Origin of the sequence: Kribbella jejuensis (assembly GCF_006715085.1) — a bacterium.
Classification (GTDB): domain Bacteria; phylum Actinomycetota; class Actinomycetes; order Propionibacteriales; family Kribbellaceae; genus Kribbella; species Kribbella jejuensis.
Window position 1 is genome coordinate 2741874 of sequence record NZ_VFMM01000001.1, and the last position, 16791, is coordinate 2758664.

The window sequence follows — 16791 nt, forward strand, 5'->3', positions numbered from 1 at the left end:
ACCAAGCACAACGGGGGTAGGTGGCCGCAAGTTACGAACTCGTCAAGAATTTCCATCCGTTCGCCGGAACCACCGGCGTGTCGGCGAGCGGGAACCGCTGGTCGGCGTCCGACACGTTGAGCAGCAACAGGACCCACTCGTCACCGTGCGCGCTCCGCAGGGCGATCGCCGTGTTGGTCAGATGCTCCACGGTCGTCCGCGCACGGACGAGCCACGGATGACGCCGCCGTACGCCGATCAGCTCCTGGTGCAGGCGGTACGTCGGCCACCCGTAAGACGCCAGCTCGTCCGGCTCGCTCGGGAACGCCGGGCGGATCGCATCGTCCCCGCCGACGCGCTCCTCCTTCAGGCCACGGAACGCCTGCTCGTCCCCGGCGTACACGCTCGGCACGCCGCCGACAATGAACAGGATCGCGAGCGCGTGAGCGAGGTGCCGCTCGTCCGAGAGTCGCGTCGCGAGCCGGGTCACGTCGTGGTTGCCGACGAACGTCTGCGGGACGAACGTGTCGAGCAGCGCGTTGTGCCGGCCGAGCGCGTACGACAGCTCGAAGAAGTTCCGGTCGTTCAGCGAACTCCAGATCGCCTTCCACAGCTCGTACTGCGTGACCGAATCCAGCCCGCTCTTCTCCACGTACGCCGCATAGTCGCCGTGGATGACCTCGCCGAAGTACCAGACGTCGCGGTCCCGCGGCAGCACGGTGCCCCAGAACTCGGGCGGTACGGCGTACGCGGCGTCAAGGCGCCACGCGTCGACGCCGCGGTCGTTCCAGTACCGGAGAACGTCACCGACGTACTGCGCAACCTCGGGATTGCTGTGATCCAACGCCAGCAAATGCTCATGCCCCTCGAAAAAGCCACCGCGGAACCACTCCGGATGCGGGAACGACCGCGCCACGTGGTTGAAGACCCCGTCCAGCGCGATCCGCAGGCCGCGGGCGTGCGCGGCCTCGACCAAGCGATCGAAGTCGGCCTCGTCGCCGAGCCGCGGGTCGATGCGGAAGTGGTCGATCGTGTCGTAACCGTGTGTCTCGGACGCGAAGATCGGGCCTAGCAGGAGGCCCGAGCAGCCGAGGTTGATCGCGTAGTCGAGCCAGTTCTCCAACTGCGGCAGGCGGTGTACGACGTCGGGCACGGCGCTCGGTTCGGCGCCGGTGAAGCCGAGTGGGTAGAGCTGCCACCAGATCGCGTGGTCAGGCCACATGTCGCCTCCTCAGCAGCAGGGTAGGGATGATCGCGAGCAGACAGCCGAGCACGGTGTCGATCAGCCGGTACCCGACGGTCGAGAGTTCCGGCGTCCGGCCGAGGTCCATCAGCAGCACGACGAGCGGAGTCATGATCGTGGCATAGGCGGCGTAGTTGCGTTCCTTGAGGAGCGGGCGCAGGCCGGCCAGCACGCCGACCACGGCGACGATCGCCCACGACGGTGGCACCCAGAGCACCAGTGCGCCGCCGATCAGCACGCCCGCGCAGGTGCCGAGGCAACGTTCGGTTGCCCGGAGCAACGAGTCGCCGCGGCGACGGACGACGATCACCACCGCGAGGGCGATCCAGTACGACTTCTGCTGGTGCCAGTACACGCCGATCACGGACGCGATCGCCAGCGGTGGCAGGAGTTGTACGGCGTACCGCCAACCGTCGAACCGATGCATCATGCCCCACCACCGTCGCCATAGTTGGGGGTACGTCGCTCTAGGACCGGGCGCAGGTGCCGCGGTGAACAGGGCGAGCACGATCGCCCACACCACGCCGGCCGCGAACCACCGGGTGACCTCCCACGTGTCCGCACCGCCCAATCCTGTCGCCATCACAAGGAAGGTGATGAACCGTGTGGTGGAGTCAGCCGTCCACCGGTTGAAGCCACCGACCACCGCAGCAACCGCCGCGACCCCTACCACCACAGCCACAGCCACCCAGCCATGCCCACCCACAAGCGCGCCAAGACAGGCCGCCGACGTCACCACCAAGCCCGTCGCGCCAAGGCCGACCAGTCGCGCTGAGCCGGCTGGTCGAGGACTCGCGAGCGCGAGGGCACCCAAGGCGGCGAACGAGGCTTGCAGGAGGTGGTCGGTGGCGACGCCGTACGTGACTGGCACGGCCATGGCAACGGCTGCGGTCAGCAAGCGGGCCGGTGGGACCGGTGTGTCTCGGGACCAGTGGATGACGTTCACGGTCATAGTAAGCTTAGCTTAGCATTTCCCAGTCCAACCGCCCGAGGAGTAGTAAGTGGAAGCGTATGAAACGGCGGTCGCTCTCCGGCGAGCCAGTACCCGCCTGGCACTCAGGCTGCGGGCTGAGCGGACCGGCGACGGACTGGGGAGTACCGGCGTCGCTGTGCTGGGACAGCTGCATCGGCGGGGCAGCCTGACGGCCAGTGAGATCGCGGCTGCCGAGCGGGTGCAGCCGCAGTCGCTCACGCGCGTGCTGGCGAGCCTTGAGGAGCAGGGCTTGATCAGCAGGCAGCAGGACGTCGCGGACCGGCGGCGGAACACGATTGAGCTCACGGCAGCCGGCCGTGAGCTGTTGAAAGAGCACATGCAGAGTTCGGACGACTGGCTGGCTGACGCGATCTCTGAGCGGCTCAATCCGACCGAGCAGGCTGTGTTGCAGCTGGCGGCCGGGATTCTGGATCAGCTGCTGGACGGTTGACCGAAGGTGTGCCGGCGGATCCACGCGTGCATGGCGATGGCTGCGGCGGCGCTAGCGTTGATCGAGCGGGTGGAGCCGAACTGGGCGATCGAGAGGACGGATGTGCAGACCCGGTGGGCCTCGTCCGTCAGCCCAGGACCCTCCTGACCGAAGAGCAGGACGCAAGCCTTCGGTAGTTCGTAGGTCTCCAGCGGCACCGAGCCCGGCAGGTTGTCGATCCCGATGACCGGTAAGGCGTTCTCGGCGGCAAAGACAGCCAGGTCGGCAAGAGTTGGCTGGTGGCGGACATGTTGGTAGCGGTCGGTGACCATGGCGCCCCGGCGGTTCCACTTGCGGTTGCCGACGATGTGCACCTCGGCGGCCAGGAACGCGTTCGCCGTACGGACGACCGAGCCGATGTTCAGGTCGTGCTGCCAGTTCTCGATCGCGACGTGGAACGGGTTCCGCTGCTCGTCCAGGTCCGCGACGATCGCCTCGAGCTTCCAGTACCGGTACTTGTCGACCACGTTCCGCCGGTCGCCGTGCGCGAGCAGCTCGGGATCCAGCCGCGGATCGTCGGGCCAATCGCCCACCCACGGTCCGACGCCGACCTCGCTCGGCCCCACCATGTCTGCCCCCCGCAGGTCACCATTCAGCTCGTGCACAGGTCGGGACGCTACCCTGTCCGCGTGCTTGCTCTCGCCGCGATGCTGATGCCGTCCTGGATGAACCCGGAAACCCTGCTGCACTGGTTGGGTGACTGGGCGCTGTGGGGCACGCTCCTGGTGGTGTTCATCGAGTGCGGGTTGCTGTTCCCGATCCTGCCCGGTGATTCACTGCTGTTCGCGGTCGGCCTGTTCATCGCGGAGGGCACCATTCATGTCCCGCTGTGGCTCGCCTGTGTGCTACTGACGGTGGCGGCGTTCGCCGGCAACGTGTCCGGCTACTACATCGGGCGTTTCCTCGGTACGTCGTTGTTCAAGAACCCGGACGCCCGGATCCTGAAGCCGAAGTACATCGAGCAGACCCACGAGTTCTTCGAGCGGTACGGCCCGCGGGCGCTGGTGCTGGCGCGGTTCGTGCCGATCGTCCGGACGTTCATCACGATCGTGGCCGGCGCCGGCCGGATGGACCCGAAGAGGTTCTTCGTCTGGACCGCGATCGGTGCGGTGATCTGGGCGCCGGGCATCACACTGCTCGGGCACGCGCTCGGCAACGTCGAGTTCATCCACAAGAACCTCGAGGCCGCACTGGTCGTGCTGGTCCTCATCTCGCTGATCCCGATGGTGGTCGAGTACTTCCTCGCGCGCCGCCGCAACCGCAACGCCGGCAACGGCGACGCGCCGAAGCACGCCGCCCCGAAGCACTCGGCCTAGAGCCTCAATGACCGAAGGGGAAATGCGGGTCCGACCAGACCCAGTCGGTGCTGAGCCCGGACACGTCCGCGACCTCGACCGGGCCGGTCGGGAGTGGGCCGACCACCTGACCGTTGCCGAGTGAGCAGGCCACCCGGATCCGGTCAGCCGCCTGGTACCAGACCAGCGCCCCCCGTGGCGCCGCCCCTTCACGGAGCAGGGCATGGTGGTCGAGCCAACGAACCGCATCGGCCGCGTCGTGCCAGCCGCTGTCGTGCGCGTAGCCGAACGCCATCCGCTGGAACTTCAGCGTCCAGTCCAGCCAGGCGGCCGAACCGACCCGTTCCAGCTGCCAGTTCAGCGCCGCCTCGGTGTCCCGCGGGTTCGCCACCCGCGGGACGTTCCCGCGCTCCACGACAACCTCCCCCCAGGCCATAGGTATCCTCCCCCGAATCCCCCGCCCCTCGGCCGGTCGTGCCGTGGCATCCCGAATCCTGCCGGGCCGCGATACAGCCGCCGTACATTGCTCAACCGGTCGCAGCGCCGACGTCGGATCCGACGAGCAGCCGGCGGCACTCAGCGGCGGCGGAGTCGTTCCCGGCCTGCTGCCACACGCGCGCGGCGCGTTCGAGGGTACGGCGGGCGTTGTCCAGGTTCCCCGTCGACAGGTAGAGCTCGCCGAGGTACTGCGCCGCCTCCCCCTCCACGCTCCGGTCCCCCAGCCGGTGGCCGATGTCGATCGCGTCCAGCAGCGTCTTCCGGGACGCTGCGACCTCGCCGCGCTCCATCAGCGCCCGCCCGAGCAGCGCCCGGGTGTACGCAGCGCAGTGGTCGTCGCCCATCCCGTCGAAGATCGCCAACGCCTTGCGTAGCTGCCGTACCGCCTCGTCGTGCCGCCCTTGGTGTACCCGGAGCGCGGCGATCCGTCGCCGTACCTTGGCCTCCCGGTGGGCGTCGGCCCGTCGTACGGCGATCAGGAACGCCTGGGCGAGGTACTGCCGGGCAGTCTCCAGGTCTCCACGGCCCAGGTAGACGTTGGCGGCCGCGGTCCGGGCGAGTGCCTCGGCGTTCGCGTTGCCGGCCTCGACGAACGCCTCGATCGCCTTCTCGTACATCGCGAGGCCCGCATCGCGCTCACCGCGTTCGCGCAGCCAGGTACCGAGGCCGACGGCGGCGACACCTTCACCGAGCCGGTCGCCGACCTCGGCGAAGATCCGCGCGGCCGCGTCGAGGTGCTTGCGCGCGGTGTCCCAGTCGTCCTGGTAGACCGCGAGCTGGCCGAGGTTGCGGTGCATGATCGCCTCGCCGTGCCGGTTCCCGCAGGCGATCGCGCTCAGCAGGCCCTGCTGGTGCGAGCTGTTCCAGTCGTCGAAGCCGGCGCGGAGGTCCAGGTACGGACCCCAGGCGGCGGCGATCCGCCAGGCGTGCTCGTGCAGGCCGTTCTGCGCCGCGGCGCGGATGGCCGGCACGAACGTACTGCGCTCGCTGTCGAACCAGGCGATCGCGTCCGTCTCGGTGAACGGTGCCGGGTCCGGCGCGGTCAGCGGACCGGTGTGCTCGAGGACACCGAAGTACTCGAAGGACAAGGCGTTGTTGGCGCGCCGGATCTTGTTCAGGATCGCGTCGACGACCGTTTCCACGTCCCGGACCGCCTGCGCCTGCTGCTCCGCGGTACCGACACCGAGCGCGTGCAGCCGGAGCAGGTCGTGCACCCGGTACCGCGCCGTACCGCGGTCGTCGACCGAGCTGATCCGGACCAGGTTGACCTCGATCAGCCGGTCCAGACTGCGCCGTACGGCGGCCGGTGACGCGACGGCCTCGAGCGCTCGCGCCGAGAAGACGCCGACCGCGAAGTGCCCGATCAGCCGGTACAGCCGGGCCTCTTCGGGGCTCAACGCGCCGTAGCTCAGGTCCGCACTGGACCGGACGGCGAGCTCGCCGATGCTCAACTCGTCCAGCCGGGACGTCTCGTCGCGCAGCCGCCGCGCAAGCTCCCGGGCGCTCAGGTCGGGTCGCTGCGCCAATCGGCTACCGACGATCCGGATCGCCAGCGGGAGGTTCGCGCAGGCGGTCAGGATCTCCTCGGCCTCCGGTGACGACGGGTCGATCCGTCCGGCGCCGGCGACCGACGACAGCAGCGCGGCCGCCTCGTGGTCGTCGAACGTGTCCAGCGGCGTACTGTCCGCTCCGGCCAGGTCCATCAGCCGGTTGCGGCTCGTCACCACCACGGCCGACGCACCGGTACCAGGCATCAGCGGGGTCACCTGGCCGGCACTGGCCACGTCGTCGAGGATGATCAGCACCCGACGGCTGGCCAGCTCGGACCGCAGCATCGCGGAGCGGCGCTCCGGGTCCGTGGGGATCGCGTAGTCGGGCAGGTTGAGGCTGAGCAGCAGGTCGGTGAGCGCAGCGGCGGGGTCCCGCGGGTGGGTCGCTCCGTGCATGTCCAGATAGATCTGACCGTCCGGGAAGTGCTCCCGGACCAGGTGCCCGAGCCGTACCGCCAGCGAGGTCTTGCCGGTACCAGGTGCGCCTGAGATGACTGCGATCGGCGGCCGGACCGGGTCACGGCCGCAGACCAGGTCTCGCAGTTGCTCCAGGAGCTCCTGCCGTCCGCTGAAGTCAGCCAGGTCAAGCGGTAGCTGGCTGGGCGGCCTGACCGGGTCGGTCAGCTCCGGCGCGGCCATTGGTCCGGGTGGAGCGCTGGGGCCCGGGCGGTCCGCCGTACGGTCTGCCGGCACGCCTGGGTTCGGCCAGTTGGCCGAGCGGCCGTTCTCGGCGCGGGCGCCGGCCGCCTCCAGCTCCGGGCCCGGTTTGATGTCCAGCTCGTCAGCGAGCGTCTGAACGGCCTTCGCGTACGCCGCCCGCGCCTCGCCCACGCGTCCCGCTGCCACGAGTGCATCGACCAGGCGGCGCCACAGCTGCTCGTCGTACGGGTCCTCTTGCAGACGTGCACTCAGCAGTACGGCGGCACCACTGACGTCGCCGTACTCGAGCCGGAGGTCCAGGAGGCTGTCCACGAGACCGCGGTGTTGTGCCTCGAGCCGGCCGATGGAGCCCTCCCACGCGGCCGGCATCGGCAGGTCCTCCAGCGGACGGCCGCGCCACAGCGAATACGCCCGGGACAGGACCTGCATCGCCTGGCGGCCGTCGCCCTGGTCGCGGAGGTGGCCGCCCTCGGCCAGCAGCGACTCGAACAGGCTGGCGTCGAGCTCGTCGACACCCACTTCGATGCTGTAGCCCGCGGCGGACGTGTCGATCGGCGCGGGCAGCCCGGCGTCCTGCAGGACGCCGCGGAGTGCGCGGACGTACGTGCGGATGTTGGCGGTCGCGGAACGCGGTGGGGTGTTCTCCCAGAGGGCGTCGGCGATCAGGTCGGTCGAGACGAACCGGTTCGGGTGCAGGAGCAGGGTGGCGAGCAGCTGGCGCGGTTTGGCGGCCTTCAGCGGCTGACCCTGGGCGTGGACGAGGCGCAGAGGTCCGAGGATTCCGTACCTCAGACTGTCCACTCGTCCGGCCTCTCCACTCTGGAATCGCCCTATCGTGGCATCCGCGCATACCCGCCGTGAAGCCCGATGTACGCCGGATGTATGTCAGTCCGGCACTGTTTCCCCAGGTACCGGGGGGAGGGCAGGCCCGGAGGTGGCGACTTGACCGCCGTCACACCGGGCCTGGCGCTGGGAGCGAGTCCGGGTTCGGGGGACCTGGACCACGGGGAACCAGTGCCTACTGGCCACCGGTGAATGGCGGCTGTCCGTCCTGCGGTGCGGGGGAACCCGCAGGCGGCCCGCCCACCGGTGGCTCCGCCTGGTACCCCTGCTGCGGGTAACCGCCCGGGATCTGCGGCTGCTGGTAGTTGCCCTGGTCACCCGGCAGCTGCGGGTGGATCTGACCTGACGACGGCTGGCCCGGCTGCATCTGCGGCGGCGCCTGCTCACCGGCGACCGAGCCGATCGTGCCGAACGACACCTGCGGGACCGCGCGCACCGACTCGTCCTTGACCTCGAAGTACCCGGCCTTGGAGAACTTGAAGGAGTTCGCGATCAGGTTCGACGGGAACGCCTCGATCCGGGTGTTGTAGTCGCCGACGTTCGCGTTGTAGAACCGCCGGCCGGCCGCGATCCGGTCCTCGGTGTCGGTCAGCTCGCGTTGCAGGCCGAGGAAGTTCTGGTTCGACTGCAGCTGCGGGTACTGCTCGACCGAGATCATCATCTGACGCAGCGCGCCGGACAGCTGACCCTCCGCGGCGGCCCGCTGCTCCGGGTTCGCGCCCTGCGTGTTCACCGCCTGGGTCCGCAGCCGCGCGACCTCCTCGAACACGTGCCGCTCGTGCGCGGCGTACGCGCGCACGGTCTCGACCAGGTTCGGGATCAGGTCGTACCGGCGGTGCAGCTCGACGTCGATCTGCCGCCACGACTCCTGGATCAGGTTCCGCTGCTTGACGAACCGGTTGTACGACGTGATCAGCAGGATCGCCACGAGGACGACGACCGCGAGGATCGCGATGATGACCCAAAGCATGACAGGAGCTCCCGAGGGTTGGCAGTGCTGCAGCCGACTCTACGGCTCCGCGGGTCCGCCGGGCTGCCGCTCGGCATCAGTCGAGGCCGAGGTCCTCGAGACCGAACACGGACCGGTACTCCAGCCCTGCTGCCTCGACCCGCTCCTGCGCGCCGGTCGCCCGGTCCACGATCACCGCGACCGCGACCACCTCGGCGCCGGCCTCGCGCAGCGCCTCGACCGCGGTCAGCACGGACCCGCCCGTCGTCGAGGTGTCCTCGACCGCGAGCACCCGGCGCCCCTTGACGTCCGGTCCCTCGATCCGCCGCTGCAGACCGTGGGTCTTCTCGGCCTTCCGTACGACGAACGCATCGAGCGTCCGGCCCTGCTGAGCGGCGGCGTGCAGCATCGACATCGCGACCGGGTCGGCACCGAGCGTCAGCCCGCCGACAGCGTCGTACTCCAGGTCCTTGGTGAGCTCGAGCATCGCCGGGCCGATCAACGGCGCCGCGGCCGCGTCCAGCGTGATCCGCCGCAGGTCCACGTAGTAGTCGGCTTCCTTGCCCGACGCCAGCGTCACCTTCCCGTGCACGATGGCCTTCGTCCTGACCTGCTGAAGCAGTGCGTCCCGGTCGTAGCTCATGGGCCTTGAGCTTAGATCACCTGCCGCCCGCGACGTCGTGCAGTAGAACTGCAAAGGCTGTGTACGACGTGTCGATGGACGCCGCTGGTTGCCCAGGACGACGATGTGGCCATGAAGGCGCTTGTGAAGGCCGAGGCGAAGCCGGGCCTGTGGTTGCAGGACGTACCCGAGCCGAAGATCGAGGCCGACGAGGTACTGATCAAGGTCCTCCGGACCGGCTTGTGCGGCACCGACCTGCACATCCAGAACTGGGACGCGTGGGCGCAGAAGAACGTGCCGGTACCGATGGTGACCGGGCACGAGTTCTGCGGTGAGGTCGTCGAGGTCGGTGTCGGTGTTCGCGACGTCGCGGTCGGTGACCTGGTCAGCGGCGAGGGTCACCTGGTCTGCGGCCGCTGCCGGAACTGCCGCGCCGGCCGCCGGCACCTCTGCATCAAGACCCGCGGCCTCGGCGTGCACGTACCGGGCGCGTTCGCGGAGTACGTCGCGCTGCCCGCGACGAACGCCTGGGTGCACAAGGATCCGGTGGACCCCGACGTCGCGGCCGTGTTCGACCCGTTCGGGAACGCCGTACACACCGCGCTGTCCTTCCCGCTGGTCGGCGAGGACGTGCTGATCACCGGCGCCGGGCCGATCGGCGTGATGGCCGCCGCGGTCGCGCTGCACGCCGGTGCGCGGAACGTGGTGATCACGGACCTCTCGGAGTACCGGCTGGACCTGGCCCGCAAGATCGGCGTCACCCGCGCGGTGAACGTCGGCTCCGAGAGCATCGCCGAGGCCCAGGCCGGTCTCGGGATGCGGGAAGGGTTCGACGTCGGGATGGAGATGTCCGGCCAGCCGGCCGCGCTCCGGGACATGCTCGCGAACATGACACACGGCGGCAAGGTGGCGATGCTCGGACTGCCGTCCGACGAGATCGCGATCGACTGGAGCACCGTGGTGCTGAACATGCTGACGATCAAGGGCATCTACGGCCGGGAGATGTTCGAGACCTGGTACTCGATGTCGGTGATGCTGGAGCGTGGCCTGGACCTGACGCCGGTGATCACGCACCGGTTCGGGTACGGCGACTTCGAACGGGCGTTCGACGTGGCGCGCGCCGGGCAGTGCGGCAAGGTGATCATGGACTGGACGACGGAATCGCTGGAGGAGAAGCACTGATGTTCGGACGGATGCGGGACGACCTGGCGGCAACCATCGGCGAGATCCGGGACGCCGGGCTGTACAAGTCCGAGCGGGTGATCACCTCACCGCAGCAGGCGCTGATCTCGGTTGCCACCGGCAACGAGGTGCTGAACTTCTGCGCGAACAACTACCTCGGGCTGTCCGATCACCCGGAGGTTGTCGCCGCGGCCAAACAAGCCTTGGACCGCTGGGGATTCGGGCTTTCGTCCGTCCGCTTCATTTGCGGTACACAACAGATCCACAAGGACCTCGAAGGTGCCTTGAGCAACTTCCTCGGCACCGAGGACACCATTCTCTACAGCTCCTGCTTCGACGCCAACGGCGGCCTGTTCGAGACGCTGCTCGGTGCCGAGGACGCGATCATCTCCGACGAGCTGAACCACGCCAGCATCATCGACGGCGTCCGGTTGTCGAAGGCGCGCCGGTACCGCTACAAGAACCGCGACATGGCCGACCTCGAGGCACAGCTGAAGGACGCCGCCGACGCGCGGTACCGGCTGATCGCCACCGACGGCGTGTTCTCGATGGACGGGTACGTCGCGCCGCTGGACGAGATCTGCGAGCTGGCCGAGCGCTACGACGCGCTCGTGATGGTCGACGACTCGCACGCGGTCGGCTTCGTCGGCCCGGACGGTGCCGGTACGCCGTCGTTGTTCGGCGTACAGGACCGCGTCGACATCGTCACCGGCACCCTCGGCAAGGCGCTCGGCGGCGCGTCCGGCGGGTACGTGTCGGCGCGCCGCGAGATCGTCGAGCTGCTCCGGCAGCGTTCCCGCCCGTACCTGTTCTCGAACTCGCTCGCCCCGGCCGTCACCGCCGCCTCGCTGAAGGCGCTGGAGCTGATCGGCGGTTCGAGCGACCTGCGGGACAAGCTCGCCGCGAACACCAAGCTGTTCCGCACCAAGATGACCGAGGCCGGCTTCGACGTACTGCCCGGTGACCACCCGATCTCCCCGGTGATGATCGGCGACGCCGCGGCCGCCGGACGGCTCGCGGACAAGCTCCTCGAGCTCGGGATCTACGTGATCGGCTTCTCGTATCCCGTCGTACCGCAGGGCAAGGCGCGGATCCGCGTACAGCTGTCCGCGGCGCACTCGACCGAGGACGTGGAGCGGGCGATCGCGGCCTTCATCGAGGCTCGGAAGGCGCTCGCCGACTAGCGCTAGAGTTGCCCGGTCCGTCCCCGGGTGAGGAGCCTCATGCGCCAGTTGGTGGCCGTTGTCGGAGTTGTCAGTGCAGTGTTCGTCGCGGGGTGCGGCGCCGACGAAGGGCCGGCCACCACGGCGCCGTCGCCCGCCTCGTCGAGCAGCACACCGGCGACCGCCGCGCCGGACGAGTCGGGGTACAAACCACCGACAACTCCGCTGGTACAAACGCCCGCCGCGCTGACACTCGCCGCCGCGGGGGCGAAGTACCTGCAGATCACCCGCCCGTACAACGTCGCGCTCGAGAGCTTCGAAAAGGCCGCGAACGAGAACATGTCGGTCACTACCCTCCAGAACCGCGCAAAACTCGTCGCCGCCGCAAACCTCGCCGAGTCCCGCGCCTTGTTGAAGGTCGCCTGGCCAACCGCAGTCTCCAAACAAATCCGAGCCCTCGCCAACGCCGACGCCGCCGCCCGCTCCCACTGGCTCAAGGTCGCGACCGCAGACACCAAGTCCGAAATGGCAAACCACCTCAAGGAAGCCACGGCGGCCGCCAGTAAGGCCCCATCCGCCCAGATCCGCCAACTCCTCCACCTCCCCAAATACAACGAGAAGGACTACAGCTGACTGTGGTACCGACTGCGGTACCATGGTGGTACCGTTGACGCATGGCCATGAACCTGAGACTTCCCGACGAGACCGCGGCGGCGCTGCAGGCCGAGGCTGAGCGGACCGGCCGGTCCCAGCAGGAGATCGTCCGGGACGCGATCGGCCAGCGTCTGCACCTGATCACCGAAGAGTCCCCGGATGCGCAGCTGACCGCGCGCCAGCGCGCCTGGAGCTCCCGCACGGTGCAGCCCGCCCGAGTGCCCTACCGCAAGGTGCGGCCACGCCTGCGGCTGGCGAAGGGCACCACGAGCCTCGACCTGCTCGACCGGGACGACCGCTTCTGATGCGGGTGTACTTCGACAGCAGCGCCCTGATCAAGCGGGTCGTCGCCGAACCGGAGTCCGACGTACTGATCGACTATCTCGACAGGTGCTACCAGGCGGGCGATCTGCTGGCCTCCTCCTCCCTGGCGTGGGTCGAAGTCTCCCGCGCCGTCCTCGCTCGGGTGAAGTCGCCCAGCGACGCCGGCGACCTGATCGACGACGCGATGTCCGGCATCGACGAACGCCCGATGACCGGCGAGGTCGTCAGCGTGGCCCGCCGGATCGAACCGATGATCCTCCGCAGCCTCGACGCCCTCCACCTGGCCACAGCCGTCCTCGTCGATGCGGACATGGTCGTCACGTACGACGACCGCTTGGCCGACGCCTGCCGCCGCAACGCACTCGCCGTCGTATCACCTGGGTAGCTGGGCGAGGTCGGCGCAGTACCAGCTGCGACCCGCGAACACATGGATGGCCGAGCCCCGGCTGATGATGTGGGCGGTCGGCGGCGGCAGCTTCCCCTCCGACAGGACCACGTTGTACGTGCGCTCGACTTCCAGGTCCTCACTTCCGAAGCCGGCAATGACCAACCGCTTTCCGTCGTACAGACCGACGCGGCCTTGGTGGACTGCGATTGCAGTGACTCGCTGGAATTCGTTGCCCCAGGCCCGCACTGCTTCTCCGCGTACCTCCATCACCGGGAAGTCGAGGTAATAGCAGCACCAGGCCGTCTCGCCGATCACGTTCAGCGCCTCGCAGTCGTCGACCGGCGGCAGCCCGTGGCGCGCGTAGGAGAACTTCCAGTCGCTGATCAGCTGGGGGGTGTACCTGATCAGACCTGGCGCTCCGATCGGTTCGGTGCCGGGACCGTCGCCCCATCCGAGGTTGCCGTAGACACCCTCGTCGAAGTAGCCCACCCAGACCTGTCCCGACTCCGTCGCCTGCACGTGCTGAATGCCGTCACCGAGTAGTCCTTCGGCGATGGGCCGCCCGATCGCGTCGTACACGGTCCCGTTCGGCGGTACGCCGTCCGGGCGCCACGTCACGCGGGGTCCGACGAGCAGGAAGGCGCCGTCCGGCATCGGCTGGGCGAGTGGGAACGGGAAGCCGCAATCGGGAATCTCGACGGTGTGGCAGAGGTCAGGCGTGTGCAGGCAGGCGCGCACCGCGACCGGATGGGTGAGCAACCCGGCGTCATAGTCGCCCGTCAGCAGTCTGGCCGCGTCGGCGGCTGCCCAGAGAGCAACTGCCTCGCCGGACGGACCGATGGACACACTCACGAGTTCGTCGCCGGGCAGCGGTGGCTCGAGATCGGCGATGTGGGTCAGAGGCAGTCGGGTCCGCCTGCGGAGGAAAGGCATGGCCCAAGGGTGGCAGGGCAGCGGTGTGTGTGGCATGTGTTTTGTCGGTGCGGGTTGGGAGGATGCGGGCATGGTGGTGATGAGTACGCGGGCCGTGAATCGGGCGACGCTGGCCCGGCAGGTTCTGCTCGGACGGGAAGCGGTGGCCGCGGTTGACGTTGTCCGGCGGTTGGCTGGGATGCAGGGGCAGGAGCCCAAGCATCCGTATGTGGGGTTGTGGTCGCGGATCGACGGGTTTGACGAGGGGGAGCTTGATCGGGCGGTGGTTGGGCGGGAGGTTGTGCGGGCGACGTTCTTGCGCGGGACTCTGCATCTGGTGACGGCGGGGGATTATCTGCGGTTTCGGGTGACGTTGGCGCCGGTGCTCGAGGCCGGGTTGAAGGTGCTCGGGGAACGCGGCGCTGGGCTCGAGCCCGAGAAGGTGGTTGCGGCGGCCGCGAAGCTGCTGGCGAAGGAACCGTTGACGTTCACCGAGGTGCGGGACGCGCTGCAGCAGCAGTTTCCGGAGGTGAACGAGCGTGCGCTCGGGTTCTGTACGCGGATGCTGGTGCCGCTGGTGATGTACCCGGCCGACGTCCGCTGGTCCTGGACGGCGAACTCGAAGTTCACGCCCGCGGAGGACTGGATCGGGGCGAAGCTGCACAAGACCGCCGAAGCTGCCGAGCTCGTCACGCGGTACCTCGCGGCGTTCGGCCCGGCGACACCTGCGGACTTCCAGACCTGGTCCGGGTTGCAGAAGGCCAAACCGTTGTTCGACGAGCTCGAACTCGAGACGTTCAAGGACGAGGGCGGCAAGACGTTGTACGACGTACCCGACGCGCCGCGGCCGGACGCGGACGCGCCGGCGCCGGTCCGGTTCCTGCCGGAGTTCGACAACCTCCTGCTGTCGCACGCGAAACGCGAGCGGATCATCGCCGACGAACACAAGCCGGCCGTCTTCACGAAGAACCTGCGCGTGAAGTCGACGTATACGGTGGACGGCTTCGTCGCCGGGCTGTGGACGAGCGAACTCAAGCGCGGTGTGGCCACTCTCACCCTGACCCCGTTCGGCAAGACCCTGAAGAAAACGCAGACCGAACTGGAGCGGGAAGGCACTGCGCTGCTCCACTTCCTCGAGCCGAACGCCAAGTCCTACGGAGTGGTTACTGCTGGTTAATGAGGTTGTTGTCACACGTCAGATGACTGGGCCGGAAACCTTTTGCCGGGTGGAATAGCTAGATGAGCACAGTCCCCTCCATCACTCTGGACAACGGCGTCGAGATCCCGCAGCTGGGCCTGGGGGTCTGGCAGGTCGAGGACTCGGTCGTCACCGACGTGGTGACGACGGCGTTCGAGACCGGCTACCGGCACATCGACACCGCCGCGATCTACGGCAACGAGGCCGGCGTCGGCCGGGCGATCGCCGCGTCCGGCATCCCGCGTGACGAGCTGTTCATCACCACCAAGGTGTGGAACTCCGACCAGGGCTACGACAGCACGCTGAAGGCGTTCGACACCAGCCTGGCGAAGCTCGGCCTGGAGACCGTCGACCTGTACCTGATCCACTGGCAGTCGCTGCAGCGGGACCTGTACGTCGACACCTGGAAGGCGCTCGAGCAGCTGTACGCCGACAAGCGCGTGCGCGCGATCGGCGTCTCGAACTTCCACGAACCCGCGCTGCGGCGGATCTTCGAGGAGACCACGATCCGCCCGGCGGTGAACCAGATCGAGCTGCACCCGGCGCTGCCGCAGGACGAGCTGCGCGCGTTCAACGCCGAGAACGACATCGTCACCGAGGCCTGGAGCCCGCTGGCCTCCGGCGAGCTGCTCGGCAACGAGGCGCTCGCGGCGATCGGCGCGAAGTACGGCAAGTCGACGGCCCAGGTGATGATCCGCTGGCACCTGCAGCTCGGCAACGTGGTGATCCCGAAGACCGTCACGCCGAGCCGGATCCGGGAGAACTTCGAGGTCTTCGACTTCCAGCTGGACAACGACGACATGGCCGTGATCGCCGACCTCGACACCGGCACCCGCACCGGCGGCGACCCGGACGTCTTCGGCTGAACCAGCCCGGAACCTAAACCAGCGCGGAAAAGCTAAACCAGTTCCAGGAACCGCGCCAGCACGGGCGAGCGGTTGGCCGGCGACCAGGCTACGGAGAGTTGCCACGTGGGCAGGTCGTCGGACAACTCGCGGTAGACGACCGCGTCCGGGTTCGACGGCGGCGTCGGGCCGATCAGCAACGAGACGCCGAGGCCGGCCGCGACCAGCGACACGATCGTCTGTACGTCGGCCGCCTCCTGCTCGATCCGCGGCATGAACCCGGCCGCGCGGCAGAACCCGACGATCGCGTCGTAGACGGCCGGCCCGCTGGGCCGCGAGTAGAACACGAACGGCTCGTCCGCGAGCTCCGCCAGCCGCAGCCGCTTGCGTCGAGCGAGCCGGTGCCGTGCCGGCAGCGCCACCACGAGCCGGTCCTCGGCCACCACCCGCGACGTCAACGCCGGTGCCAGTTGTACGACGGCGGCCCCGCCGGCCGGCGTACTCGGACGCATCAACCCGACGTCGATCCGCCCGTCCCGCAACGCGTCCGTCTGCCGCAGCGTGGTCCACGACTCCAGGTCCAGGACGACGTCCGGGTACGCCCGGCGGAACGCGCCGAGCAGCCGCGGCAGTACTTCGAACGTCGCCGACTGCACGAATCGCAGCCGCAACGTCCCGAACTCCCCGCGCTGCGTCCGCTGCGCCGCGCGGACCGCCTCGTCCGACCGGCGCAACAGGTCCCGAACGTCGGCGAGGAACGTCTCCCCCGCCGCCGTCAGCACGAACCGGCGCTTCACCCGGGCGAACAGTTCGACGCCCAGATCGTGTTCCAGCGCAGCGATCTGGCGACTGAGCGACGGCTGCGTCAGGTGCAGCCGGGCAGCGGCCCGCCCGACGTTCATCTCCTCGGCCACCACCACGAACGACCTGAGCTGCCGTAGTTCCATGGCACACATCATGCACCAAACACATCAAGTCTGCGCAGAACTTTCATTGGACGTATCAATGCCTGCATTTCTACTG

At 68.6% G+C, this 16791-nt stretch carries 18 protein-coding genes; 9 read left to right on the forward strand and 9 right to left on the reverse strand.

Features of this window, described 5'->3' with window-relative positions; all coding sequences use genetic code 11:
- Positions 1-31: 31 nt before the first annotated feature.
- Positions 32-1201: an alpha-amylase family protein gene (locus FB475_RS13510; protein ID WP_141855941.1), complete on the reverse strand. Its 1170-nt coding sequence runs from the start codon at positions 1199-1201 to the stop codon at positions 32-34.
- Positions 1191-2174, reverse strand: a complete 984-nt coding sequence (locus tag FB475_RS13515) for an FUSC family protein (RefSeq protein ID WP_141855943.1) — start codon at positions 2172-2174, stop codon at positions 1191-1193. The genes FB475_RS13510 and FB475_RS13515 overlap by 11 nt, the downstream gene beginning before the upstream one ends.
- A 157-nt stretch (positions 2175-2331) precedes the next feature.
- Here FB475_RS13515 and FB475_RS13520 point away from each other — a divergent pair, with 157 nt between their 5' ends.
- Positions 2332-2646, forward strand: a complete 315-nt coding sequence (locus FB475_RS13520; RefSeq protein WP_185759239.1) for a MarR family winged helix-turn-helix transcriptional regulator — start codon at positions 2332-2334, stop codon at positions 2644-2646.
- Here FB475_RS13520 and FB475_RS13525 read toward each other — a convergent pair.
- The gene (locus tag FB475_RS13525; RefSeq protein ID WP_141857961.1) at positions 2628-3254 is read right to left on the reverse strand and encodes a TrmH family RNA methyltransferase; all 627 of its coding nucleotides are present in this window, start codon (positions 3252-3254) and stop codon (positions 2628-2630) included. The two genes, FB475_RS13520 and FB475_RS13525, sit on opposite strands and share 19 nt — an antisense overlap.
- Before the next feature lie 60 nt (positions 3255-3314).
- Here FB475_RS13525 and FB475_RS13530 point away from each other — a divergent pair, with 60 nt between their 5' ends.
- Positions 3315-4001, forward strand: a complete 687-nt coding sequence (locus FB475_RS13530) for a DedA family protein (protein ID WP_238332130.1) — start codon at positions 3315-3317, stop codon at positions 3999-4001.
- Between the two features lie 4 nt (positions 4002-4005).
- Here FB475_RS13530 and FB475_RS13535 read toward each other — a convergent pair whose 3' ends face one another.
- The 4 genes from FB475_RS13535 to pyrE form a co-directional block, all read right to left on the reverse strand.
- A complete protein-coding gene (locus tag FB475_RS13535) occupies positions 4006-4416 on the reverse strand; it encodes a hypothetical protein (protein ID WP_141855947.1) in 411 nt (136 codons plus the stop codon).
- A 91-nt stretch (positions 4417-4507) separates the two neighbouring features.
- Positions 4508-7489, reverse strand: coding sequence for an AfsR/SARP family transcriptional regulator (locus tag FB475_RS13540; protein ID WP_141855949.1), 2982 nt, complete (start codon positions 7487-7489; stop codon positions 4508-4510).
- Between the two features lie 217 nt (positions 7490-7706).
- Positions 7707-8501 carry a LemA family protein gene (locus tag FB475_RS13545; RefSeq protein ID WP_141855951.1) on the reverse strand — a complete coding sequence of 265 codons (795 nt, stop codon included), beginning with the start codon at positions 8499-8501 and terminating at the stop codon, positions 7707-7709.
- A 76-nt stretch (positions 8502-8577) separates the two neighbouring features.
- Positions 8578-9123, reverse strand: a complete 546-nt coding sequence (gene pyrE, locus FB475_RS13550) for an orotate phosphoribosyltransferase (RefSeq protein WP_141855953.1) — start codon at positions 9121-9123, stop codon at positions 8578-8580.
- 111 nt (positions 9124-9234) lie between these two features.
- Between pyrE and tdh the strand changes: the two genes are divergently transcribed.
- From tdh to FB475_RS13575, 5 genes are read left to right on the forward strand one after another with little or no spacing between them, the layout of a single operon-like run.
- Positions 9235-10284, forward strand: a complete 1050-nt coding sequence (gene tdh, locus FB475_RS13555) for an L-threonine 3-dehydrogenase (protein ID WP_141855955.1) — start codon at positions 9235-9237, stop codon at positions 10282-10284.
- Entirely contained in the window at positions 10284-11468 is a 1185-nt protein-coding gene (locus FB475_RS13560) for a glycine C-acetyltransferase (RefSeq protein WP_141855957.1), read from the forward strand. Before tdh ends, FB475_RS13560 begins: the two co-directional genes overlap by 1 nt.
- A 39-nt stretch (positions 11469-11507) precedes the next feature.
- Positions 11508-12080, forward strand: a complete 573-nt coding sequence (locus FB475_RS13565; protein ID WP_141855960.1) for a hypothetical protein — start codon at positions 11508-11510, stop codon at positions 12078-12080.
- Positions 12081-12121: 41 nt separating this feature from the next.
- Entirely contained in the window at positions 12122-12406 is a 285-nt protein-coding gene (locus tag FB475_RS13570; RefSeq protein WP_141855962.1) for a ribbon-helix-helix domain-containing protein, read from the forward strand.
- Complete coding sequence (locus tag FB475_RS13575) at positions 12406-12810, forward strand: type II toxin-antitoxin system VapC family toxin (RefSeq protein ID WP_141855964.1); 405 nt, start codon at positions 12406-12408, stop codon at positions 12808-12810. Before FB475_RS13570 ends, FB475_RS13575 begins: the two co-directional genes overlap by 1 nt.
- On the opposite strand, the gene FB475_RS13580 is transcribed toward FB475_RS13575, so the two are convergent.
- Complete coding sequence (locus FB475_RS13580; protein WP_141855966.1) at positions 12799-13746, reverse strand: hypothetical protein; 948 nt, start codon at positions 13744-13746, stop codon at positions 12799-12801. The genes FB475_RS13575 and FB475_RS13580 overlap by 12 nt on opposite strands.
- Positions 13747-13816: 70 nt before the next feature.
- Between FB475_RS13580 and FB475_RS13585 the strand changes: the two genes are divergently transcribed.
- Together FB475_RS13585 and FB475_RS13590 are read left to right on the forward strand one after the other, a co-directional pair.
- Positions 13817-14902, forward strand: coding sequence for a winged helix DNA-binding domain-containing protein (locus tag FB475_RS13585; protein ID WP_141855968.1), 1086 nt, complete (start codon positions 13817-13819; stop codon positions 14900-14902).
- A gap of 62 nt (positions 14903-14964) precedes the next feature.
- Entirely contained in the window at positions 14965-15789 is an 825-nt protein-coding gene (locus FB475_RS13590; RefSeq protein ID WP_141855970.1) for an aldo/keto reductase, read from the forward strand.
- 32 nt (positions 15790-15821) lie between these two features.
- Here the strand turns inward: FB475_RS13590 and FB475_RS13595 are convergent, their stop codons facing one another.
- Positions 15822-16715 (reverse strand): LysR family transcriptional regulator, encoded by an 894-nt coding sequence (locus FB475_RS13595; RefSeq protein ID WP_185759240.1) that lies wholly within the window; start codon positions 16713-16715, stop codon positions 15822-15824.
- Positions 16716-16791 lie beyond the last annotated feature (76 nt).